Raw genomic sequence first — 23,838 nt, forward strand, 5'->3', positions numbered from 1 at the left:
TAGGGCTGTAATGTGTCCATGAATATGAATTTTTGTTTATTGATTCCATATTCACCAGTCGCCTCAAGCCCAAAAAAATAAGAGCCGCCCTCTTGCGAGACCGGCCCATTACTTTCGGCAGAAACGGCGGAATATTTCCTAATAAACCTTACGACGCGAAAAACTCGACCCAATTACGGAGAAAGTGTTTTCCACTATGAACAAAACTCTATCATCGTGCCGAAAAGCTATTTCTTCCAACTTTTTAAGCTGAATATTGTTAACAACCGTCATCAAGATATTCTTATCTTCACGCAGATAGGCACCCTGCCCTTTGATAAATGTAGCACTCTGCTTCATCTCGTGCAGGATGTCATGGCTTATCATTTCACTATAATCTGAAATAATAAAAACGACCTTGCGCTGGTTAAACATCGAAAGGGTCTGCTCCACCACTGTGGATGATATGAACACCAAAATCAGCGAAGCGATTATTATATCAAGGGGAAGCTCAAACAGACTGAGACTGAAAAGAGTTGCATTAAAAACAAGGTAAACCTTGCCTATCCCGATATTAAACCGCTGAAAAAGATACACGGCAAGCACATCAAGACCGCCGTTTGATCCCAGCGTTCGCAAAACCGTCCCGGCTCCAAAACCCATCATCGCTCCACAAGCGACGGCTGCATAAGTGGCATTGTGAACAGTCATAGGAATTGTAAGGAACTCGTATGAGACTGTAGCTGCAATGGTTGCGTACAGGCTATACCAGAAAAAACGGCGGCTTACCTTTATCCACGCAAATAAAAATACTGGGACGTTGAGGATAAAAAACAACACCCCCGGGGAAAGCATCCCGGTTTTATAATAAAGAAGTGAAGCAAGGCCGAAAACACCACCAGCTAGAAACTCGTGAGGAACGGCCAAACTTTTTATAGCGATCGAACATATTGCTGATCCCACTGTAATCAACAATAAATTCCACCATACGGAGTAAGTGAAATCAAAATTAACTGAACTGCCTTTGCCAAGTACAGATTTGACTGGTTCTAACATTTTCCTTGTATATGTATAGGTTAAACAATTAACCAAAAACGCTAACAGCTTTAAAGCTACAATTCAAGGGCGCAAAAAACAAAACCGGGCAGTGCTCAGCCATTTTGAAAAAAGTAAAGGGGCATGGGCACTTAGGCAGCATTTTATTCAACTGGAGTCCTAACCATCAACATCGTAAACACGAATTTTATTGCTGCGCGGAAATTCTTTTTTCAAAAGCTTCTTAAGCAGTTTCTTCACCCCCTTGAAGTCTTCTGTAAATTGCTCAGTATCAAATCCGTTTTCGGTCACTGAAAATAAATCTTCCCCCCTGCGCACGATCACCACTGAGCGGTCACGCTTGTAAGTGCGTAAATCGAGCCCGCGTCCGACCTGAATTTTTTTGAGCTTGCGCATAACCGTTTCTATTGCTGAAGCCTTGTCAATCATGCATGCGATGATATGTCTCCATATAAATTCATGTCAATCAGCACTACCCATCTGAAATAAATAATACATTAGCAATTCCTTTTATACCCGCTATATGCTACTTTTCCAGCACATTATCTCTCCACAATTAAAAGAATATACTAAGACTTACCAATCATGAAGCATCAATTCAAAACGACATATAGTTGCTTTATCGTTATCTGCCTATTTTTCCTACTCAATATACTCACTATTTCAACTACACATAGCACAGCAAATGCCGGAATAGACGGAATAAATACGGAAATCATCAAGCATAAAATTAAGCTTAACGATGCAGAAATAGCATGGCTGAAACAGGATAGAACAGTCACAGTTAGAGTTGGAGACTGGCCGCCGTTCATGATGACGGAAAACCAAATATCCGGGATATCGATTGATTACCTTGATCTGATCGCATCAATTCACGGAATTAAATTTAAATACGTAACCCAGAATGAGATATCCTGGCCTGAAGCATTAAAATCCATTCGCGCGCATGATGGAATCGACATGGTTCCGACCATCCAACAATCCGATGAACGCAAGGATTTCATGTCCTTTAGCATTCCTTACCAAACCCTGCCTTGGGTTATTGTCACCCGCGATGACGCTGAATTCGTGGGAAGACTTAGTGATCTTGAAGGCAAAACGGTTACGGTTCAAGACCGGTTCATCTTGCAAAAACAAATTGAAGAACAATACCCGAACCTTGAACTTCGGATAATAAAATCAAGAAACCCCACACTTGATTCACTCAAATGTGTCGCTACGAAAGAGGCCTATGCCACGATCAATGCACTTCCTGTCGTGGTCTACTTTATCAAGCACTATGGACTTTCAAACCTGAAGGTAGCTGCCCCTGCCAAATTCGATGCCCTTAAACTCTCTATGGGAATACGCAATGACTGGCCGGAACTTGCTTCCATCATCTCCAAAACAATCCAAGCCATGTCACATAAGGATATTGCTGCAATCCATAACACCTGGCTCTCCGTTAATTACGAACCGGGTATCAGTAAAACTGCAGCGAAAAGATACGCGTTTCTAGGCTTATTGGCTTTATTTATCATAAGTGGACTATTTGTAACCATAAACCGCACACTCAAAAAGAAAATTGCCCAGAGGACCAAAGCCCTGATAGCCGAATTGGATGAAAGGGAACGCATCCAGAGGAATTTGAAAGTAAGTGAAGAGCGTTATGACATGGCCTTGCGCGCAGTAAGTGACGGACTCTGGGACTGGAACCTGCAAACAAATGAAGTATACTACAGCCCGCGTTATTTTGAGATGCTTGGTTATGAACCGGAAGATTTCCCTAACGAATATGAGACATGGCTCTATTTGATGCATCCTGATGACAGAGAACGGGCCTCCGAAGTCGTAGCCGATTATTTAAACAAGTTTCCCTCTAATGATCGTAAATCTCTGTTTTCGCAAGAATTCAGATTGCTCACCAAAGAAGGGAAATGGAAATGGATTTTATCTCGCGGAAGAGTTCCTGAATTTGACGACCAAGGGAACCCGGTAAGATTGATCGGAACCCACATGGACATAACGGAACGCAAAAAAACAGAACAGCTGATGGTCCAGACGGAAAAAATGATGTCCATCGGCGGCCTAGCCGCGGGTATGGCCCACGAAATCAACAACCCGCTTGCAGGAATTCTCGGTCATAGCCAAAACATTCATAATAGGCTGTTCAAAAAGACAAAAGCCAACATTCGCGCTGCCGAAAAGCACGGTGTTGAGCTGCAACAGATTCAGGATTACATAGCTGACCGGGAAATCCCACGAATGATTGATGGAATTCGAACCGCAGGTAACAGAGCAGCCAAAATTGTTTCCAACATGCTCAGCTTCAGTCGCCAAAGTGAAAAAGAATACTCTCTCCATAATATTACGAATATTTTAGAGAAAGCGATTGACCTCTCTGACAGTGATTACAATTTGGAAAAACTATACGACTTCAGACAGATTAAAATAATCCGTGAATATGAGTCCGATATTCCGCCGATTTATTGCGAGGGCACTGAGATACAACAGGTCTTGATGAATCTCCTGAAAAACGGGGCGGAAGCGATGAGGGATAAGGAATATGACCAGGAATCTCCGCAATTCATCTGCCGGATAAGCAAAACCGCTGAGGAGATTGTCGTTGAGATTGAAGATAACGGTCCCGGCATAGACGATGCTACCCGCTCCAGAATATTTGAACCTTTCTATACGACCAAAGATGTAGGCAAAGGCACGGGACTGGGACTTTCAGTCTCATATTTTATAATAACCAATCACCACAACGGAAGCATGACTGTAGACTCCAACCCCGGAAAATGGACCCGTTTCACTATCCGAATTCCATTTGAGTAAGCTTGATATGGTCAAAAAAGACTGAGCCCAGAATTACTGTCTGCGCTTCTGGACAGGAAGAGTAATAGTAAACCGTGCACCCTGACCGGGAACAGAACTGACCGTGAAGGTTCCACCATGGTTCTGGGTAATGATAAAATACGAAACAGAAAGCCCCAAACCTGTTCCTACACCGGCGGACTTAGTGGTGAAGAATGGCTCAAAAATCCTTTTCCGAATCTCATCCTTTATCCCGGGACCATTATCTTCTACTTCAATAACAACAGAATTTCCGATGCTGCGCGTTCGCACATAAATTTCAGGTGCTGAGCCGAAAAAGCCATGTTCACGCATGGCCTGCGCTGAATTCTTGAAAAGATTGAACAAGACCTGTTCAATCTCAGTCTGTGAACAAATAATATCCGACACATCCGGCGAAAACTCACGCACAATATGAATGTGAGTGAAGTCATATTTCTGCTTCAGGTCATAATCCTTGGCAGAGAGCTCCAAACACTCTTCAATCAAATCGTGTACATTAACAGTTGTTACTATGTTTTTTCCGGGCTTGCTGAACTTCAACATATTGGAAACTATCTTGGCAGCACGCATCCCGGAATCCTTAATCCCTTTAATGACTGCAAGAATCTTGCGTGATTCAAGATATTCATGCATAGCCTCCAACGAGCACCCTGCTTCATCTGCGGCATCAACATTGGCTTTTATATCAGGAGAAAACCTGCGCTCCAAATTTTGAGCTCCCTGCACTATTCCACCGAGAGGATTGTTGATTTCATGGGCCATACCGGCTGCAAGTCCGCCGATAGATATCATTTTTTCTGTCTGGACCATAATTTCCTCCATACGCACACGGGCGGTGACATCATCAATCCTTACCACCACCCCTTTAATCTCAAAACCACGCAAGGGAAAAGCTGTAACCTCAAAGATATCTGTTGAATCATCTCGGATTACGGTTCGGTCAATGGTTTTCGGAGAATTGGATTTCTTTGCTTCAGCAATCACATCCACAATATCTTCGTGACCGGAAAAAAAGAGCCCCACATTTTCCGGCTCAATCTCAGTTGAATCCAGATTGAACAACTCCAAAGCGCGGTTATTACACTGGCAGACATCCATATCCTCATTAACCCAGATCAGGGCTGAAGGCATGGAATCAATGACACTCTGGAAATATCTTTTCGAAACAATGAGTTCATGTTCCCGTTCACGGACCTGTTCAGCCATGCAGTCAAAGACCCTGCCCAATTCATCCAACTCCACAAAACCGCTTTCCTGTGATGCAGATGTGGGATAATCCCCCTCGGCAACAGCAGAAAGCTTCCTGACATAGCCCACCAGAGGGGTAACCACGCCTTCGCGAAACTCCTTCTTCAACGCAAAAAGCAGTACCATGAAGAAAAAGACAACCAGCATACCGATCAGCAAACCAAGAGCAACTACAGGTTGAAACAAAGAAGAGGCCGTACACCCGACCAAAAGCTTCCAGCCGGTTCCGGTTACATTTACAATACGGCCAAAGGAAAGCCTGTTTTCAGCATGGTAAAATTCCACATCCCCCGGAGCCAGTGTCTTTTTAAAAATATCCAGATTTCCAACATTGGCCTGAATTTTAACCAGTTCACGGTCAGGATGAACAATCAGGTTACCATAAGAGTCAGCAAGTATTATTATCCTGTTGGAAGACAGAAAGCCGTAAATGAATTTCTGCAGAGCACCGAGATCCAGTTCGGCCACCAACTTTCCGCCGCCCTGCACCGGTATACTGATGTATAGCACCAGCTTGCCGGAGTTGGGTGAAATTATAGGGGAAGTCAGTACCCGCTTGGAGTTATCCGAACCGCTGAAGCGGATTGGAAAATCTACCCCTTTAATTCCATGTGGAGCCACAGCTATAATATTTTCGTTCTTATCCAGAAGAATAAGTCGATCAAACTGCCCAAAACGGTCATGCAATCCACTAAAATAATAACGAAGGCTATCAACGTCACCTTCTCCGCTCATAATAGCCACAGAACGCAGAACATCCTCTGCGCCATCTATATAAAATTCGACATTACGGGACAGGGACCTCGAAAGATGCAAGATCTCCCGTTCCATGGTGTTAATTTGATTCAAACCCACAATGGAAACCAGAATAACGGTCATTATTAACCCAGGCACAAGAATCCATTGAACCAGCTTGCCCTGAAAAATCTCGACAACCGAGTCTCTGCTCATTTCTCTCTCTTTACTACTGTGACAAAATGCCCATTTTTAACGGTCACAATATGTCCGTGGTGCTTTACATCCCCGAACTCGTCAATTTCAAAAGGCCCGACCAAACTATCAGCAAAGCTGATTCCGGGAATGACACCACCGAGACCTTTTGTACGGCCTCCATTCCTTTTCACTGCCTCTGCAAAAACCTGCACAGCCTGATACCCGAAAACAGCCGCAAAATTCGGAGGCCACCCAAAGCGCTTAATAAATTTATCCTTAAAATCCACGTACAGTTTTTCCGGATCATCTTCAGCAAAATGGACCACAAAAATTATCCCTTCCACGCTTTTACCGCCGGTCTGAATCAACTCTTTTGTATATCCCCACATACTGCTCAAAATTGTCCAGTTTGTTTTATTCAAAGTACAAAACTGGGCAAAACCGGCTAAATCACGGGCCGAGGTAACCATGACTACTGCATCAGGATTCATTACCTTCAATTCATCAACAACTTTCTGCCAATCTATGGAACCTTCATGCTTGCCTATACTTACCTCACCTACAAACTCACCGCCCTTTGCTGCAAATTTCTCAACAAAGACGTCCTTATAGGGAGCGGTAAAGGCCGGATTTGAATTATCCCAGACTACAGCAAGTCTTCCCTTACCAAGCTTATCCACTGAATATTCTGCGAGCCCCTTTGATAGATCAGTAAGAGTAGGAATTACCCTGAAAAAATTATCTCTAATCCCTTGCAGCAAAGGAGTAGAGGTAGTGGGAGAAATATACACAACTTTGCTGTCCTTCATGCCTCGCACTGCAGCCATTGATTGTGAACTGGTCATATGACCGATAATTGCGGAGACGCCTTCGGCTGCAAGCTCCTTATCTGCCTCAACAGCTCCTTCAGGAGTATTCTTGTCATCCCGGACAATGAGTTCAATTTTACGACCGTCGATTCCCCCGGCTTCATTGATATCCTCGACTGCCAGTAAAGCACCGTTACGACCCTGAACGCCTAAATCAGAATATTTCCCCTTGAGGGTTCCAGAAAAGCCAAGGCGGATAGGATCATCAGAACATGCACTCAATGACAGACACAGGAACAACAGCCATACAGAGATGCCCTTTCCAACTAACTGAAAATAATTTCTCAACATTCACTCCTCCTGCATTAAGGCCACGAAAAGTTAATCCAAGTATAACCTGAAAGGACGATGAACGCCAAGAATGATAAATAAAAAAAGGCTATCCCTGCATAAGCAGGAATTGATTCTATTAGGCTGCATACAGCCCACTTGAAAAGATTATTGTTACCCCCTGTTGACCCAGCCTCAGCTTAGTCGTATTTTTCATTTTATTTCCAATGCACTAAAATGGGCAGCCGGAGAACATATGGGACTTAAATTCAAAAGAAAAAATGCGACAAGACCACCGTTGCTCTTTGTCAGCGATGTCCGCCGTGAATTTCTTATCGCTGATATTACCCGGAATTCAGTCCCGCGCGGCATGTATTACCTGCTCATGGGCGTAGCTGCTTTCATTGCATCCATAGGACTCACAGCCGACAGCCCCGCAGTAGTCATCGGAGCAATGCTTGTTTCACCTTTAATGACACCCATTTTCGGAATTTCGCTTGGGTTGGTGCGTGGAGAGATGAGCCTCATCCGAGCTTCTGTCTTTTCGGTAACAGCCGGAATTCTAATCGGAATTTTAGGCGGTATACTTATCGGCAGCCTCCCGATTTTCTTTGAAGTTACCCATGAAGTAATATCAAGGACAAAGCCCAACCTGCTTGATCTTGGAGTTGCTGCTTTTGCCGGAATAGCCGGAACAGTAGCCCTCATTGACGAAAGGGTGAGCCCGGTTATGCCCGGAATCGCTATAGCCACCTCCCTTGTACCTCCATTATGTGCCAGTGGTCTATGCATCGCGCTTCACCAATATTCTGATGGATGGGGAGCTTTCCTGCTCTTCTTCGCTAACTTTCTGGTTATTCTTTCTATTGCCAGCGTGCTTTTCATTATTACCGGGTTTATTCCTCATTCCGAAGATGAACCGCTGCCGAGACTGATCAAACATTTTTCCATCACCACTATCGGGCTTATAATTGTTGCAACTTTTCTGACCAAATCTCTCGTGGAGGTCGCCCTTTCCCGTCAGATCGACAACAGCCTACGAACCGTTGCAACCCAAGCCATTACATCAATCCCTAATACAACCATTGAAAAGATAAGCCATGAAATTGATGAAGGTGTTGTAAACGGCTTCATTACTCTTAACGGGCCAACATCACTCAAGGCCAAGGCTATAAAACAATGGAAGAACATGCATCGCAAGCTCTTCATAAACCGGTAAAAATAATCGTCCGCACGAGCATCACCCAAAGCATTTCTTCCTCACCGCAATCAACAAGCGCCCTTCTCAACGCTCATGCCAAGAAACAACACATAAAGCTGGAGCAAAGCGCCATGATTCTGGAACAGGCTGAACTATTGCTCCGCAGCATAATATCCGATTATCCGTGGTACACGCTTTCAGGCATCAACTACGCAAAACTTAAAAGCGGTCCGGGCCTGATCATTGAGATCAGCGGCCCTGAACGCCCTATGCCGGAATCTGTTGAAAGGTTGGAGGAAGTACTGCGTAAGAATACCGGAGTAAACGATCTTTCGCTGATCATCCGCTACTACAAAAGCTATGACATAACCCGCAACGGCAGAAATCTTTTCGGAGTTCACTATTCAGGAAAAGAATCCCCAAAGGCCAAGACAGTAGAAAAGCAAGCCGCAAAATTAATCGGTGAGCTACGGAACATATTCCCAATCCATGTTGAGGCCCAGCCCATGAAAAAAGGCTGGAAAATCATGGCGGATGTAACCGGGGCGCGACTTGTTCAGAGTAAGGAAATTAAAAAGATAGAAAAGAAACTTACCGACATGCTTTCGGCTCCAGTCAAACTGTACGTCTATTCGAAAACAGAAGGTGTAATTGAAAATGAAGGTATCAAGCCTCTTGAATTCTTCAATACTACGCACCAGATCAAGCGCCTTGACTTGAAATAGCGTTTCTCTGCTGTAAGTTTCAAAAGGACGAATACAACTTTTTAAAAGCCATATCAGTCTGGATGCCTTACCCGCTATTTGTTATGGTAGTTAAAATCATAAACTTAGCAGCAGGAAAGGACATTGAAATACTATCATAAGCTACTGCTTTTAGGCCTGACATTAGTGCTGGTTTGGACCGTGTCCATCTTTTTCTTTTACAACAGAATTGTTCAGGCAGAAAAAGACAACATCTACAGATCTGCACTAAAAGAAGCGGAGGTTGCCTTCGAAAAAGACCTCACCTACCGCCGCTGGGTGGCCGGTTTGGGAGGACTTTACGCCGAAGTATCTTCAAAGCTTCAACCTAATGATTACCTCCAAGTACCTCAGCGTGATGTTATTACGACTGACGGCGAAGCAATGACCATGATAAATCCCGCCTACATGATGCGCATGGTATACGGGATGATGAATGAAGAAGCTGGTTTGCAAGGTCATATAACCAGCCTTACCCCCTTACGCCCCGGCAACGAACCTTCTGAATGGGAAGCAAAGGTCCTAAAATCATTTAAAAACAATCCTGCTGATTTCCATGCGCTCGCAACTGAAAACGAAAAGCCGGTTCTTCATTTTATGCGGCCTATGATGACAGAAGAAAAATGTCTCAAATGCCATGCTCAGCAAGGCTATAAAGTTGGGGCTATCCGAGGCGGAATAAGCGTAACGGTCCCGATGTCGGGATACCAGCAAACAATGAAAGCGTTTATTGCCGAGACCAACAACTCATTCATAACAATATGGATTGCCGGAATACTATCCATAATCATCGTATTCAATACCTTGAGCCGCTATGAACGGGCTCGCTGCAGGGCTGAAGATGAATTAGCCAAAACAAAAAACTATCTGGCCAATATAATCAACTCCATGCCATCAATTCTTGTCGGAGTGGACCCCGAAGGGAGAATCACCCACTGGAATATGGAAGCTGAAAAAAAAAGCCACATCAGCTCCAATGACGCAATAGGCCTTCCTTTATCCCAGGCTCTGCCCGATATGCAAAACGAGTTGGATAGAATTCTCATGGCAATGAAAAACCGGGTTATCGAAACCGACTCAGTACAAACGAAAACCGATACTGGAATCACCCGCTACGATGACATCACTATTTATCCGTTGATAGCCAACGGCGTTGAAGGTGCTGTGATACGAATTGATGATGTGACTGAACGTATGAATCTGGAACAAATGATGATTCAGTCCGAAAAAATGATGTCTGTAGGCGGTCTGGCTGCCGGAATGGCCCATGAAATAAACAATCCTTTAGCAGGGATTTTAGGGCACGCGCAAAACATAGAGAAGCGTTTGCTAAGCGATATGGAAAAGAACAAAAGTGCGGCAACTGAATGTGGCATATCACTCGTTAACTTGCGGCAATACATGGACAAACGCCAGATTCCTAAGATGCTTTCCGGAATAAAGGAGTCAGGAAACCGCGCAGCTACAATCGTCTCAAATATGCTCAGCTTCAGCCGCAAAAGTGATAAGATTAATAGACGCCATAGATTGGATGAATTGCTTGAAAAAACAATTGAACTGGTCGCCAACGATTACAATTTAAAAAAACACTACGACTTTAGAAAAATTGAAATTATCCGCCAGTACGATGAAAACACGCCTGCTGTTCATTGCGATGGCAACGAAATACAACAGGTGCTTCTCAACCTACTCAAAAACGGTGCGGAAGCTATGAGCGAAAAGGACTACGGTCAGGACCAACCAAGATTCATCTGCCGTATAAAAAATGAAGAAGACATGGCTATTGTCGAGATTGAAGACAATGGTCCCGGTATCACCATACAACCGGTAAACAGAATATTCGATCCCTTTTTCACCACTAAGGAACTGGGCAAAGGAACCGGATTAGGTCTCTCGGTTTCATACTTCATTATTTCCGATCAGCATAACGGGATAATGGAAGTGAATTCGATTCCCGGTGAATGGACAAGGTTTACCATTAAGCTGCCCCTTAAATAAGGAACTACTCCTTTATGAGGCTGCTTTCTCGAAAAGCAGAGGGGGCACCGTTTGCACGATGCCCCCTCTTATATACAGTGAGATACAGCGGTTAAGCTGCGTATGTTCTATTATTTGAAAGCCATGGTAGCTTCAACAGCTTTCTGCCAGCCTTCGTACAGCTTTGCAGCTTCTGCTTCTTCCATTTTAGGATCGAACTCACGGTCGATACCGAAGTTCTTTTTGATGTCGTTCTTGTCTGCCCAGAAACCAACTGCCAGACCTGCGAGGTATGCAGCACCGAGAGCGGTGGTTTCAATGCACAGAGGACGCTCAACGGGAACACCGAGGAAGTTGGACTGAATCTGGAGCATCAGGTCGTTGGCTACTGCACCGCCGTCAACGCGAAGTTTTGCCAGCTCGATTCCGGAGTCAGCTTCCATTGCGGAAAGAACGTCTTTGGTCTGGTAGCAGAGGGACTCGAGGGTAGCACGAACAAAATGTTCTTTAGTGGTACCGCGTGTCAGACCGAACATTGCGCCGCGCACTTCGGAATCCCAGTAAGGAGCACCGAGACCTACGAATGCGGGAACCATGTAAACGCCTTCGGAGCTCTGTACGCGAGTTGCGTAGAGTTCGGAGTCTTTAGCATCACGGAACATTCTCATACCGTCGCGCAGCCACTGGATAGCGGAACCTGCTACGAAGATGGAACCTTCGAGAGCGTATTCAACTTTACCGTCAACACCCCATGCGATGGTGGTCAGCAGGCCGTTCTTGGAGGGAACTGCTTTTTCACCAGTGTTCATGAGCATGAAGCAACCGGTACCGTAGGTGTTTTTAGCCATACCTTCTTCAAAGCAAGCCTGACCGAACAGAGCAGCCTGCTGGTCACCGGCCATACCGGAAATCGGGATTTCCATGCCCTGGAACTTATCTTTGTGGGTACTGCCGTATACTTCGGAGGAAGGCTTAACTTCGGGAAGCATGGAAGCGGGAACAGTAAGGGCTTCGAGGATTTCTTCGTCCCACTTGAGGTCGTGGATGTTGTACATGAGAGTACGGGAAGCGTTGGTGTAGTCAGTTACGTGAACTGCGCCGCCGGTGAGCTTCCAAACCAGCCAAGTGTCAATGGTACCGAAGAGGAGATCGCCAGCTTCAGCTTTTGCGCGGGCACCTTCAACGTTGTCGAGAATCCATTTTACTTTGGTGCCGGAGAAGTATGCGTCGATGAGCAGACCGGTTTTTTCACGAACAACGGGATCAAGACCTTTTGCTTTAAGATCGTTGCAGATGTCCATGGTCTGGCGGGACTGCCATACGATTGCGTTGTAAACGGGCTTACCGGTGTTCTTGTCCCAAACAACAGTGGTTTCACGCTGGTTGGTGATACCGATAGCTGCGATTTCTGCTGCAGGAACGTCGGCAAGGGCTTCAGCTACTACAGACTGGACAGAAGACCAGATTTCCATAGCATCGTGCTCAACCCAACCCGGATTGGGAAAAATCTGGGTGAATTCTTTCTGAGTAACTTTTACGATCTGGCCAGCTTTGTCGAAAATGATTGCACGAGAGCTGGTAGTACCCTGGTCAATTGAAAGTACGTATTTCTTTTCCATTTTTTAATTTCCCCTTTTGGTAACTAGGGGTGAAGCAAAACTTCACCCCGTATTATCATTTAAGTTCTATCTATCAATCGTGAGATTTAGCTGACAAGAGCTTTGTAAACCAGAGCACCTGCAACACCACCGCAGATAGGTGCTACAACAGGAATCCAGGAGTATCCCCAGTCGCTGTCGCCTTTACCTGGAATAGGCAGGATGGCGTGAGCGATACGGGGACCGAGGTCACGAGCAGGGTTGATAGCATAACCGGTGGGACCACCAAGGGAAAGACCGATAGCCATAATGAAGAAACCGACAATCAAGGGGTTAAGACCTTGGGTGAACTCATTCGCACCAATACCGAGAAGGATAAAAACGAGGAAGAAGGTACCGATAAATTCGCAGAGAAAGTTTTCTGCTGTGCAGGCAATAGCAGGTCCGGTGGCGAATACAGCCAATTTCAGACCAGCATCCTGAGTTGGTTCCCAGTGGCATTTGTAGGTGAAGTAGCAAAGTACAGCACCGAGGAATGCGCCGAGCATCTGGCCGGCAATGTAAAGGGGAACCTGTGCCCAGGGGAAATAACCGCCGGCAGCAAGGCCGATGGTAACAGCAGGGTTGATGTGTGCACCGGAATATTTACCGGCTACGTAGACTGCAAATGCAACTGCGAAACCCCAACCCATGGTGATGACAATCCAACCACCGTTCTGACCTTTGGATTTTTCAAGAAGGACGTTGGCAACTACGCCGCAACCGAAAAGGGTAAGAATCATTGTACCAATTACTTCGCCTAAGAAAGGACTCATAATCACTCCCACATCTCTTAAAGCAGTTAAAACACAAATTCGTTTCTTTTCGGAAACGAATACCACCTCGCGCTCGAATGAATCTCACGCTTTTTCCATTTCCTATGAGCTAACACTATTTTGTAACAAACAAAAAATCAACCCCATAATGTTCAAAATCGAAAAGAAATTTTCACTTTAGACTTTCGGTTTAGCAAAAATAGTTTGATATTAAACAGTTGCAACATCTATTTTCAAAATATATTTTACCTTCTAACACCTCCTTACCCGCCAGTAGCATGGGTTTTATGACAAACAACAACATAGTCATCCATTTTACCTGAAACGAAAAAGAACCATCCCTATCAACACAAACGATTCCATGTAAGCACTTATGCATGCTAAATGAACATCTGTGTAAAGAAATTGAAATGAAATATACTCAATTTCCAACATGGATACACTATTTTTTTGCGCTGAAATGAAAAAAAAGAAGCCGTCGGCCCAGGCGACCGACGGCAAAGGGAAGTGGTGACGGGGGTAGGGAAGCCCCCCATCGTTCTTTGGAGAATATAGTGCACTGAAATCAGTGCTAAATATGTTTATGCAATAGTCCGGGAGGGTGTTGATGCAGTAGGGGTACATCAACACCCAATCCGGGAAATCACAATATATTATATGTTAGTCTACAATGTAATTCTTAGCCAGCTCCTGGAACTGTTCAACCTGTTCTTTGACCCAAGCTTCATCTTTGCCAAGTTCTTTAGCCATAATTTCAGCAGCCTTAGGTGCAACTTCATTAGCAGCTTTTGCGTCAATGATCAGTGCTCTGGTCCTGCGGGACAGAGCATCGCCGACAGTCTGCGCCCATTCATGACGGGCAGCCCAAACAACTTCAAGCCAGGAGTAAGGCAATCTTTCATGCATACGGGCATCAAGCTCAGGATATTCTTCAGCCAGAGCCATGATTTCAGCAGCTTCACTACCGTAAACGTGCATATGATCGTTGTGGTCGAACTCTTCAGTGTAACCGTGCAGCTTGACATTCTTGGTCACGCAGGGACGGAAAGACAGGCCACCCATCTGGATAGCGTTATCGATGCAGTCTTCAGCCATGTGTCTGTAAGTAGTCCATTTACCGCCGGCAATAGTCAGCAGCTTGTTGGGAGACACAGTCAGGTAATGATCCCTTGAAAGTGCGGAGGTGGATTCGGAATCACCTGCTGCAATAAGGGGACGAATACCGGTGAAAACACTGCGTACATCAGCGCGGGTAGGCGCCTTGGCCAGATAGCGCGCAGAGTGCTCAACGAGGAAGTTGATTTCCTCTTCGAGAGGCTTGGGCTCCATGCAAACACCGTCAAGAGCAGTGTCAGTGGTACCTACAACAACCTTGCCGTGCCAGGGCACGAAGAAAATTACACGACCGTCATCGGTCTTGGGAACCATGATACCGGTTTCACCACCGAGGAATTCACGATCGATAACGATATGAATACCCTGGCTGGGTGCGATCAGTTTCTTATGGTTGGGGTTATCCATGTTCATGACGTCATCGGTGAAAATACCGGTAGCGTTGATGACAGCCTTGGCTTTGAGTTCGTAGCTTTTGCCGGACAGTTTATCTTCAGCCTGAACACCACAGACGTAGCCGGTGGAGTTCTTAACCAGACCGGTAACCTTAGTGTGGTTCATGGGACAACCACCCATATCCGCCATGGTACGGGCAAGGGTCAGAGCAAGACGGGCATCGTCAAACTGGCCGTCATGGTAGGTCACGCCGCCCTTGAGGCCTTTGGCGAGGACACCGGGAACTTCCTGCATAACTTTACCTTTAGTAAAAATCTGGGAAGGACCGAAACTGTATTTTCTGGCCAGCATATCGTAGCATTTCAGGCCGATGCCGTAGTAGGGAAGACCCCACCATTTGTAGTCGGGAACGATAAATTTCTGGTTGTAGCACATGTGCGGAGCGTTCTGCTTGAGAATTCCACGTTCGTACAGGGCTTCCATAACCAGGGAAATATTACCCTGAGCGAGGTATCTTACACCACCGTGAACCATTTTAGTACTACGGCTGGAAGTAGCTTCGGCAAAATCGCCCTGCTCTAGAAGAAGAACGGAATAACCACGTGCAGCAGCATCAAGACCGGAACCGAGACCGGTAGCACCACCACCTATAATAATGAAATCCCAGACTTTTGAGCTATCTTCCATCTGCTGAATATAATCTGAACGTTTCATGCAACACCCACTCTATAAACCGACCGCGAACGGTGGATAAAAATTGTAATGAATATATGAACCCGAAACCGAAGCAAAAAACCTTTCGAAAATTCGGATTCCTCCCTCACATCGTAATGTAAAAACGAAACGCCGAAAATTTCTAAACCACCTCTTTCCGTTTCGCTTTTGAACAAAATGTGACATATTGAAAACAATATGACAAGAATTTATTTTCATTTTGCAAGACTTTTATATAAAAAGAAAATAAAACCCACACCTTACGCCTTAAAATACAATTTCGATCAGCGAATCAAAAAAGAACACCTGCTCATCAAAATCAGCAACCAAAACCATTTAATATCTTTCAGATTACCTTTTTTTCGTTTATAAAAGGCAAATGATCACTGTAGCAATCTCAACTTCAATAAAAGGAAGTGGTTTACCTTGCTTGTGGGCGCGAGTGCTGCTAAAGAAAACTTATTAGCGATCAATTTTCATTTTACATGAAATGAATACCCTTGGGTAGAAAAAGAACCAAAAATACCGAAGTCTCTCATTATATAAATAAAATTGTTCGGTGGCGAAAGGAAGGAGCGGTCGGTTTGACTGAAAGACAAAAAAGAAAACAGAAAGGCATGAAGTTCAACCTCGAATCATTATCCAAAAGACAACGGGAAATCTTTAACATTGTAAATGAAAGAGGCTTCACTCCCATTGAGTCCCTTGCACAACATTTTGAAGTAACTCCCCAGACAATCAGGCGTGATATCAACAAACTCTGTAAAAACAACCTGCTGCAACGCTTTCATGGCGGGGCAGGCAGAGCTTCCAGTGTTGAAAATGTTGATTACAGTGCACGCAGAAATATTCTGCATCAAGAGAAACGGCTCATTGCAGAAATGGTTGCCAAACATATTCCTGAACATGCTTCCATGTTCATTAATATCGGAACAACCACCGAGGAAGTAGCCAAAGCCCTTTCCAACCACAAATCGCTACGCATCATCACCAACAACCTCAACGTTGCTCAAACCATGAGCAACAACGACTGCGAAGTAATCGTGGCCGGAGGTATGGTCCGCCAGCGTGACAAGGGAATTACCGGAGAAGCCACAGTTGAATTCATCAAACAATTCAAAGTGGATTACGGCATTATCGGTGTTTCCGGCATTGATGAAGACGGCACCCTGCTCGACTACGATTATCACGAAGTCCGAGTGGCCCGCGAAATCATTAACAATGCTCGCAACATCTTTCTGGTCACCGACCACACAAAGTTCAACCGTAACGCTATGGTCCGCATCGCCGACCTAGGTGAAATCGACGCAATATTCACCGATAAGCGCCCACCGCAAGTTTTCTGCGACCTTATGAAAAGCAAAGAAGTGGAACTCTACGTCACTGAACGGGATCCCGAAAGCGAAGAATAAAAAAAGGCGGCTTACACAAGCCGCCTTTTTCATTTAAGTTCATTTTCAAAAAAAATGATCACATCAGGCATTGGAGGCCACCCATAGCCCACGGACAATGTCCGCAAGGCACTTCCACGCCCAGACAATCGAGCTCAAAATCGTTGCTGCGCCCGATAATATCGTCACAGGGGACCATGGGACAGTTGGAGCAATAGGGATATTCGTATTCAAGGACCTCGGCACGGAAGACCTTATAAGGTAGAGAGCTCCAGATTTCGGCAATATCAATGTCAGCAATATTTCCGAATTGCTTTTGCCGGAGCAGCTTTTCACTCCCATCCAGAAAACAGGTGCAACTGTGCCAGAGAAACTGGCACGGCGAGACTTCACCTTTTGAGGTGATAAACGAAACTCCATCTTCGATAAACGAACATCGCAATTCGTTTTCAGCCATAAGGGGCGGCAAGCGCAATTCCACTCCCAGCTCTTCGGCCAACTTTTCCGAACAGGTATACACTTCCCTCAACTTCCGAAAATCTTCTGTCTGATTGCGCTGATCCCAATCTGCAAGGCTGCGCAAATTAATCCAGACATCGCGGCTCTCAGCTTCAGCGCGCATTTCACGAATCAGATCGAAAAGCTGCTCCCGCTTCATATTCCGTCCGGGAGTCCAAACAAAATCAAAATAGTTCTGCAAATCCTGTCCGCGCTCATGGGCAATAGCTTTCCACTTGTCAAAAATATCAATCGCTGCGGGAGTGTTGGGGTTGAACAAGGATTGTTCCTGCATCGACTTATGGTAAGCAAGTACATGAGAACAAAGGATGAATTCCACCCCCTGCCCCGCTGCCCAGCGGATAACATCGGGCAACTGCTTATATGTATCTGCCATAAGCACGAACTCCGCGCCCAAACTTATTTTTTTCCCGCTCTCCTGCGCAGCCTGTCTCAGAAGCGAAAAGGTGCGTGCCAGACGATCTGTGCTGGACTGCCCGTGCAGCTCCCCTTGCGTTGCAGACGAATCCAGTGAATCAACTGAGACACAAAAGGTATCTACTCCGGCGTTCACCAGTTCTCGGGCACGCTGATCTGTAAAGAGCAGTCCATTGGTTTGAAAACCGATAGAACCATGTTTCGGCATGCGTTCACGGGCAAATGCTGCCATTGCGGCCAGATCAGGATGCAATAGGGGTTCACCGATCCCGTTCAGGACCAGCTTCTCGCAATGCTCCAGAGCCGGTCCGAGTTTCTTGAAATATTCAAAGCTCAAATCCGTTTCGGAAATATCGCTTTCGGGTGCATATTTCACACACATGGAGCAGTTCATATTGCAGCGAGTGGTTACTTCCACCTGAAGCTGTGCAGGATGATTACGAAAAGATGCAGGAAATAATTTTAAAGGACCGTCAGCAATTCTTTTCAGCATACCACTCACCCTTATATATTAGGTTCATTTTAATTTTCTTTTTTTGCCAAACAGCAAAGCTAAGAAATTCCATAATAAGTCGCAAAAGTCAAAGCAGAGGCGGCAAATCAAGCTTAAAAGCCCCTTGACCTGACCCGTATTTTCATGATGAAAAACCTTCAGCACAATCAATTCAACTTTACCCGCAGCATCCTGCAGCGGATATGACTTTAATCAAATTCAGAGGACGAAATGGAAAACATCTCACTTCAACCGACCATGTTCACTCCCCTCGGCGGAGTTGAAGCACCTGCGGACACCCATGTTTTCACCCCTAAAGGCGTCTGTGCTAAACTGATCCGCTATAAAGTGGAAGGTGACAAACTTACCTATGTAAATTTCACCGGCGGTTGCGACGGCAACCTCAAGGCCATCTCCGCCCTTGTGGAAGGCATGGAACTTCCCAAGATCATTGAGACCCTTGAAGGTATCACCTGCGGCAAGAAAAACACTTCCTGTGCTGATCAGCTTTGCAAAGCCCTGCACGAATATATGGAAAGTTAAGACGATTTTCATTGTCACGAAGAAAAGGCGGTTGTCGATTATCGACAACCGCCTTTTTCATTCAGCGTTTATAGACGTAAAATTAAGCTTTGACGATGGCATGAACCTGCTTGCGCAGGGCTTCCTTTCCGTCCTTCTGCATCAGGTGATAAAGAGTCATGATGGTGGCCTGACTGAAGACAGTATTGCGAAAAGCATAGAACTTAGCTGATTTGAGATCAGCCTTGTTCATACCGTAATCCTGCATGGCGATTTCTTCCATAGCCGGAATAAGCCATTTGGCTGCAGGAACAGTCAGCACCCAGTCATGGTCGCCGAGATGAGTGACAAATGCCTCCACACTGCGCTGCAAAGGAAGAGTCTTACCGTCAGCAGCAAGCAGGCCGTACTTGACCGGATCTACATCAGCAATGACAGCTGCGGCCTTTAACCAGCGGACCGGACCTTCTTCGTCCTTGGTAAAACCCGGATGGTTATGGGCGCATGCCTGTGCAACACAGACTTCGGCTGGTAATCCGCGCACAATCGATTCAGCAACACCTAAAACATGATGCTCGCCTGTTCCGGCCAGTTTGTTCTCATTACGGCTGGAACCGTCTTTCTGCCACTGAAAAACCCACGGTTTATGAAGGTCATGCAGAACCTGGGCAGCAACAACCACATCGCGGTCAAGATTGAAACCGTAAATCTTCGCGTAGTTGTCGTAGAGAGCCAAAGACATCTCAACGTTCAGGGCTGTATGAGTGGCGAGTCCACCGGGATAGCTGTGGTGGCTGGTGTATCCGCTTCCGGGAGCGGTGTAGAATGGCTGGTTGGCTTTATTGGAAGAACCGTTTTCGGGCAGGAAGGCATCGTAAGAAACATCCTCAAGCCAACCGTTCTTTTCAAGTTCCCGGTAAGTTTTCTTTTTACGGCCGGAGACAACACTCATAAGCTTGGGAGCAGGATTGGCTATAATTTCCTGCACTTGTTTACGCAGCTTGGGATTCTTGATGCTCCCGGCCTGTCTCTGAATATACTTCCATGACTCCATTACAGCACCGGAATTTTCAGCCATCTGCTGCGGAGTAAGTTCCATGCATTCATTTATTGTAAACTCAGTATAGGAAGCTTCTGCCATTGCAGGTATTGCAGAAACAGCGACAGCGGCCCCGGCGACAATACCCATTTTCAAAAATTCGCGTCTTTCCATAGTATAACTCCTTGTATACTTGATTAGTCCTCTCCTCGGACATGGAATATATGCGCGATATTTTTGACAGATAAATTACGACAAGACCCCGTTTTGATTACAACATTGTTTCAATATTAATGCTTGTTGCTTAGCTTGGCAAAAATTTCCCGGAAACTGTCCATGGATGCGGCTCCGGTCACATTGCCATGCCCTTCTATTACGAAAGTCGGAGCGGCATTGACCCATTTATCACGGGCCAGCTGAGTGGTTTTCTCCAACTTGGCTAAGTACACACCCTGCTCCAATGCTTCCCGGAAAGCGGATTCATCAAGACCTGACTCACGCGCAGCATCCAGCAGAACGTCCATATCACCGATGTTTTTGCACTTAGCGAAAAAAGCTTTGAACACTTCTTCATGGTATTGATGGTAACGTCCATGTTCCTTGGCAAACTCCCCGCCCATAAGCGCAAGCCGGGAGTTACTCATCACTTCCTGCGGGCCGAAGAATAGATCGTAACGTTTTGCACGCTGATTAATCTCCTCAAAAAACAGGGCGGTATTCATGCCCGGAAAGTATTCATCAAGGCGCACTCCTTCAATAGGAGTATCGGGATGAATCTCATAGGGCAGCCACTCATCATCGATGATCAGTTCTTTGGCGAATTCCTGCTGCAATTTTTCGACAATACCTTTGCCGATGTAGCAATAGGGTCAAATATAATCTGAGAATATGGTCACTTTAATCGTCTTCATGAAAGCCTCCATAAATTGTATAATTAGAATTTACCAGAGTCATAGCGGAGAGCAATCAGCTTTTTGGATGAGTTAAAAATAAAAGGACGCCCCGAGGGACGTCCTTTCAATTCAGGCTATATTTATCAAAAACTACTTAAGACCTTTCTTATTGGCGAAATAAGTAACCGTGCCGGGCCAGTCGGAGAATACACCGATTACGCCCACATCTTCAGCAAGAACGTTCAGCAGAACCAGAGTATCTGCATCCTTTGTAACGATGTCATTTATAGACTGGTAGTACCACCCACCACCATTCTTAAGCAGACCGGACCGTTCAAACGACCATGCAATAATGTCCAATCCTGCGGCCCTGGCTTCCTTGGCATAGACAGAGGGAACCATCTTGCCGTTTTCAACTGTTACCAGCATCCACAACGGAGGAGCTATAATCCTTACACCATCGGCAACCAGCTCTTGCATGGACGGAGACCATGAGGCGGGGTTCTGGTAATCAAAGCCCTTGTCATCGTAACGGTCATCAAGGAAGACAGCCTGCTTACCGAAAGCAGGATCGTTCTTGAGCCAGTACTTAACGTCATCAAGATTAAAGGACTGGGCAAATACATTTTTCGGATCAACACCGGCAGCCTTGTACTCATCAATCATCTGCTGTGCGTACTGCTGCTGAGTATAGTCACGCTGAAAAGGCATGGCGACGCTGGGCTCTTTCAGCTCAGGGGTCATCTTCATGCCCAGCTTTTTAAAAAGATCAATACTTTCGGCGTGGGTCATGACAGTTCCAGTGCCGGAATAGCGGTCGGTTCTCCAACTGGGAGTGGCATCAAGAAATTCTGCAACTGTACGGGCTTTAGGATTGGAAGCATCCATCTTACCCTGAAGCTGCTTAAACTCAGCAAGAGTAATATCGCTGGTACAGCATTTGGCTGAGGCAGGCTTAATCATCTTTCCGTCTGCATCGTACTCAGCGGGTTGAAAAGGCTGGGTACATTTGGCGGCCAGTTCGGGAATAAGCAGAATATTAGTGGTTGTTGCAAGGTCACACTGCGAATGGCGGCAGACCAGTTCACGGTCCTTAGTGAAGGTTACATCACACTCGCAAATCCCTGCTCCCATACGGGCCGCAGCTTCGTATGATTCTTTAGTGTGCTCGGGAAACTGCATGCATGCTCCGCGATGACCGATAGAAAAATCAGTGCGCTGCAAAGGTGCATCCTGATCCTTTTTCAGCTCAGTTTTCAATTTACCCTCGTCCAGATCATTAACAAGATAGTAAGGACGCGGGCCGACCTGAATTCCGCTGTTCTTTGCAGCACAACCGGACCCGACAAGCATAAGTCCGGCCATACCAGCCATAAGCGCATAATTAGCTAATTTACGAAAAGACATTGTTCACTCCTGAATGTATTTCATATTACTAGGGCAAAATCTTCCTCAATCTTAAAAGCCTACATACTCATTAAAACAACATTAATTCATGAAAGTTACAAACGCGTTAACATTGTTATAATCTCATTTCAACATTTTTCATTAACGAAAACAAAACTAAACATACTTATATTTTTCGATGCGTAATTTTCATACATGAAAAGAAATTGCCGCCTATAATGAGTGGTGTTATTATGAGGTATGAACTTTCAATTTTCCACCGCACCCAAAATCGTATTCGGACCGGACACTGCCCGTTCTATTCCGGAACACGCAGCAGCCAAGGGCAATACTGCCTGCCTTGTAACCGGAAAATCTCCGCAAAGAATTCAATGGCTTATTGATGGATTGAAGAAAAAAGGCTTATCTCTGCACATTGTTTCCATTGCCGGAGAACCGGACACGGAACTGATTGCCGGCCATGTAGCAGAAGCCCGCGAAAAAAATTGCGACATGGTGGTAGCTGTTGGCGGTGGAAGCGTGCTGGACGCAGGTAAAGCCATCGCAGCACTGATTCCTAACAAACGGGACGTATTCGATTACCTGGAAGTAGTCGGCAAGGGACTACCTCTGACTGAAAAGCCCCTGCCGCTGATTGCCGCACCGACAACCTCGGGAACTGGTTCGGAAGTAACCACCAACGCGGTACTGCTCTGCGCCGAGCAGAAGGTCAAAGTCAGCCTGCGCTCAACGGACATGATCGCGGATATCGCAGTAGTCGACCCTATGCTGACCGTTTCCGCTCCCCCGGCAGTAACTGCCGCCACAGGTCTGGATGCCCTGACCCAGCTCATGGAATCATTTGTTTCAAAACACGCCGCCCCATTAACCAATGCACTCTGCCGCGAAGGATTGAAACACGGGGCACGTTCAATGCTGCCCGCCTACAAAAACGGGCAGGATATGGAAGCCCGCACGGGCATGGCTCTGGCAAGCCTGTTTTCCGGCATCACCCTCGCCAATGCCAAGCTTGGCGCAGTACATGGATTCGCAGCCCCGCTGGGAGGAGAATTCAAGGCCCCGCACGGAGCCGTATGCGCCGCACTTCTGCCCTATGTTATGGAAATGAACATTCGCGCATTAAAGGAACGTGATCCGCAAAATCCTGCCCTGCCAGCCTACACTGAAGTTGCGCAAATCCTGACTGGGAGCAACGAGGCTCAGGCTGCGGATGGTATTGAATGGGTTAATAATATCTGCGCTGAAATGAAAATCCCCGGACTGGGAGAAATCGGAGTTCAGGAAAAAGATTTCAAATCACTTGCAGCCAAGGCCGCACGGGCCAGCAGCATGAAAGGCAATCCCATCGAACTTACTGAAGATGAATTGCTGGAAATTCTAGCTAACGCACTTTAATGGAAAAGGCTT

18 protein-coding genes are annotated in these 23,838 nt (G+C 45.9%); 7 read left to right on the forward strand and 11 right to left on the reverse strand.

Annotation, left to right across the window (positions count from 1 at the left end; genetic code table 11):
- Positions 1-138 precede the first annotated feature (138 nt).
- Both ACNI23_RS11590 and ACNI23_RS11595 read right to left on the reverse strand, forming a co-directional pair.
- Entirely contained in the window at positions 139-1,035 is an 897-nt protein-coding gene (locus ACNI23_RS11590; RefSeq protein WP_420248854.1) for a YitT family protein, read from the reverse strand.
- 159 nt (positions 1,036-1,194) lie between these two features.
- Positions 1,195-1,431: a hypothetical protein gene (locus ACNI23_RS11595; protein WP_420248855.1), complete on the reverse strand. Its 237-nt coding sequence runs from the start codon at positions 1,429-1,431 to the stop codon at positions 1,195-1,197.
- A gap of 189 nt (positions 1,432-1,620) precedes the next feature.
- On the opposite strand from ACNI23_RS11595, the gene ACNI23_RS11600 reads away from it, so the two are divergent.
- A complete protein-coding gene (locus tag ACNI23_RS11600; protein ID WP_420248857.1) occupies positions 1,621-3,852 on the forward strand; it encodes a PAS domain-containing protein in 2,232 nt (743 codons plus the stop codon).
- A 33-nt stretch (positions 3,853-3,885) separates the two neighbouring features.
- Here the strand turns inward: ACNI23_RS11600 and ACNI23_RS11605 are convergent, their stop codons facing one another.
- On the reverse strand, positions 3,886-6,072 hold the full coding sequence (locus ACNI23_RS11605) for a sensor histidine kinase (RefSeq protein ID WP_420248859.1): 2,187 nt from the start codon (positions 6,070-6,072) through the stop codon (positions 3,886-3,888).
- Positions 6,069-7,214: an ABC transporter substrate-binding protein gene (locus ACNI23_RS11610; protein WP_420248861.1), complete on the reverse strand. Its 1,146-nt coding sequence runs from the start codon at positions 7,212-7,214 to the stop codon at positions 6,069-6,071. Before ACNI23_RS11610 ends, ACNI23_RS11605 begins: the two co-directional genes overlap by 4 nt.
- A 235-nt stretch (positions 7,215-7,449) precedes the next feature.
- On the opposite strand from ACNI23_RS11610, the gene ACNI23_RS11615 reads away from it, so the two are divergent.
- From ACNI23_RS11615 to ACNI23_RS11625, 3 genes are all read left to right on the forward strand, one after another.
- A complete protein-coding gene (locus tag ACNI23_RS11615) occupies positions 7,450-8,412 on the forward strand; it encodes a DUF389 domain-containing protein (RefSeq protein ID WP_420248862.1) in 963 nt (320 codons plus the stop codon).
- A complete protein-coding gene (locus tag ACNI23_RS11620; RefSeq protein WP_420248864.1) occupies positions 8,373-9,119 on the forward strand; it encodes a hypothetical protein in 747 nt (248 codons plus the stop codon). The genes ACNI23_RS11615 and ACNI23_RS11620 overlap by 40 nt, the downstream gene beginning before the upstream one ends.
- 123 nt (positions 9,120-9,242) lie before the next feature.
- Entirely contained in the window at positions 9,243-11,135 is a 1,893-nt protein-coding gene (locus ACNI23_RS11625; RefSeq protein WP_420248866.1) for a c-type heme family protein, read from the forward strand.
- Positions 11,136-11,245: 110 nt separating this feature from the next.
- On the opposite strand, the gene glpK is transcribed toward ACNI23_RS11625, so the two are convergent.
- From glpK to ACNI23_RS11640, 3 genes are all read right to left on the reverse strand, one after another.
- Complete coding sequence (gene glpK, locus ACNI23_RS11630; protein WP_420248867.1) at positions 11,246-12,733, reverse strand: glycerol kinase GlpK; 1,488 nt, start codon at positions 12,731-12,733, stop codon at positions 11,246-11,248.
- Between the two features lie 86 nt (positions 12,734-12,819).
- On the reverse strand, positions 12,820-13,527 hold the full coding sequence (locus ACNI23_RS11635; protein WP_420248868.1) for an MIP/aquaporin family protein: 708 nt from the start codon (positions 13,525-13,527) through the stop codon (positions 12,820-12,822).
- Positions 13,528-14,187: 660 nt separating this feature from the next.
- On the reverse strand, positions 14,188-15,750 hold the full coding sequence (locus ACNI23_RS11640; protein WP_420248870.1) for a glycerol-3-phosphate dehydrogenase/oxidase: 1,563 nt from the start codon (positions 15,748-15,750) through the stop codon (positions 14,188-14,190).
- Positions 15,751-16,334: 584 nt separating this feature from the next.
- Between ACNI23_RS11640 and ACNI23_RS11645 the strand changes: the two genes are divergently transcribed.
- Positions 16,335-17,162: a DeoR/GlpR family DNA-binding transcription regulator gene (locus ACNI23_RS11645; protein WP_490722701.1), complete on the forward strand. Its 828-nt coding sequence runs from the start codon at positions 16,335-16,337 to the stop codon at positions 17,160-17,162.
- 58 nt (positions 17,163-17,220) lie between these two features.
- Here ACNI23_RS11645 and ACNI23_RS11650 read toward each other — a convergent pair whose 3' ends face one another.
- On the reverse strand, positions 17,221-18,570 hold the full coding sequence (locus tag ACNI23_RS11650; RefSeq protein WP_420248872.1) for a radical SAM/SPASM family putative metalloenzyme maturase: 1,350 nt from the start codon (positions 18,568-18,570) through the stop codon (positions 17,221-17,223).
- A gap of 231 nt (positions 18,571-18,801) precedes the next feature.
- On the opposite strand from ACNI23_RS11650, the gene ACNI23_RS11655 reads away from it, so the two are divergent.
- Complete coding sequence (locus tag ACNI23_RS11655; RefSeq protein WP_041721960.1) at positions 18,802-19,113, forward strand: TIGR03905 family TSCPD domain-containing protein; 312 nt, start codon at positions 18,802-18,804, stop codon at positions 19,111-19,113.
- An 82-nt stretch (positions 19,114-19,195) separates the two neighbouring features.
- On the opposite strand, the gene ACNI23_RS11660 is transcribed toward ACNI23_RS11655, so the two are convergent.
- From ACNI23_RS11660 to ACNI23_RS11670, 3 genes are all read right to left on the reverse strand, one after another.
- Complete coding sequence (locus ACNI23_RS11660) at positions 19,196-20,305, reverse strand: metal-dependent phosphohydrolase (RefSeq protein WP_420248874.1); 1,110 nt, start codon at positions 20,303-20,305, stop codon at positions 19,196-19,198.
- Positions 20,306-20,421: 116 nt separating this feature from the next.
- Entirely contained in the window at positions 20,422-20,988 is a 567-nt protein-coding gene (locus tag ACNI23_RS11665; RefSeq protein WP_420250568.1) for a DsbA family oxidoreductase, read from the reverse strand.
- A 186-nt stretch (positions 20,989-21,174) separates the two neighbouring features.
- Positions 21,175-22,431 (reverse strand): glycerophosphodiester phosphodiesterase family protein, encoded by a 1,257-nt coding sequence (locus tag ACNI23_RS11670; protein ID WP_420248876.1) that lies wholly within the window; start codon positions 22,429-22,431, stop codon positions 21,175-21,177.
- 240 nt (positions 22,432-22,671) lie between these two features.
- On the opposite strand from ACNI23_RS11670, the gene ACNI23_RS11675 reads away from it, so the two are divergent.
- Positions 22,672-23,826: an iron-containing alcohol dehydrogenase gene (locus ACNI23_RS11675; RefSeq protein ID WP_420248877.1), complete on the forward strand. Its 1,155-nt coding sequence runs from the start codon at positions 22,672-22,674 to the stop codon at positions 23,824-23,826.
- Positions 23,827-23,838 lie beyond the last annotated feature (12 nt).

This window comes from Maridesulfovibrio pacificus (SeqCode) (genome assembly GCF_048612815.1).
Lineage (GTDB): Bacteria > Desulfobacterota > Desulfovibrionia > Desulfovibrionales > Desulfovibrionaceae > Maridesulfovibrio > Maridesulfovibrio pacificus.

Bases quoted from the DNA above. Each gene is read 5' to 3' on its own strand.
- ACNI23_RS11615 (WP_420248862.1), top strand. From the start codon at position 7,450: ATGGGACTTAAATTCAAAAGAAAAAATGCGACAAGACCACCGTTGCTC.
- glpK (WP_420248867.1), bottom strand. From the start codon at position 12,733: ATGGAAAAGAAATACGTACTTTCAATTGACCAGGGTACTACCAGCTCT.
- ACNI23_RS11595 (WP_420248855.1), bottom strand. From the start codon at position 1,431: ATGCGCAAGCTCAAAAAAATTCAGGTCGGACGCGGGCTCGATTTACGC.
- ACNI23_RS11670 (WP_420248876.1), bottom strand. From the start codon at position 22,431: ATGTCTTTTCGTAAATTAGCTAATTATGCGCTTATGGCTGGTATGGCC.
- ACNI23_RS11635 (WP_420248868.1), bottom strand. From the start codon at position 13,527: ATGAGTCCTTTCTTAGGCGAAGTAATTGGTACAATGATTCTTACCCTT.
- ACNI23_RS11660 (WP_420248874.1), bottom strand. From the start codon at position 20,305: ATGGAAAGACGCGAATTTTTGAAAATGGGTATTGTCGCCGGGGCCGCT.
- ACNI23_RS11620 (WP_420248864.1), top strand. From the start codon at position 8,373: ATGGAAGAACATGCATCGCAAGCTCTTCATAAACCGGTAAAAATAATC.
- ACNI23_RS11655 (WP_041721960.1), top strand. From the start codon at position 18,802: ATGGAAAACATCTCACTTCAACCGACCATGTTCACTCCCCTCGGCGGA.
- ACNI23_RS11605 (WP_420248859.1), bottom strand. From the start codon at position 6,072: ATGAGCAGAGACTCGGTTGTCGAGATTTTTCAGGGCAAGCTGGTTCAA.
- ACNI23_RS11610 (WP_420248861.1), bottom strand. From the start codon at position 7,214: ATGTTGAGAAATTATTTTCAGTTAGTTGGAAAGGGCATCTCTGTATGG.
- ACNI23_RS11640 (WP_420248870.1), bottom strand. From the start codon at position 15,750: ATGAAACGTTCAGATTATATTCAGCAGATGGAAGATAGCTCAAAAGTC.
- ACNI23_RS11590 (WP_420248854.1), bottom strand. From the start codon at position 1,035: ATGTTAGAACCAGTCAAATCTGTACTTGGCAAAGGCAGTTCAGTTAAT.
- ACNI23_RS11600 (WP_420248857.1), top strand. From the start codon at position 1,621: ATGAAGCATCAATTCAAAACGACATATAGTTGCTTTATCGTTATCTGC.
- ACNI23_RS11675 (WP_420248877.1), top strand. From the start codon at position 22,672: ATGAACTTTCAATTTTCCACCGCACCCAAAATCGTATTCGGACCGGAC.
- ACNI23_RS11650 (WP_420248872.1), bottom strand. From the start codon at position 18,570: ATGCTGAAAAGAATTGCTGACGGTCCTTTAAAATTATTTCCTGCATCT.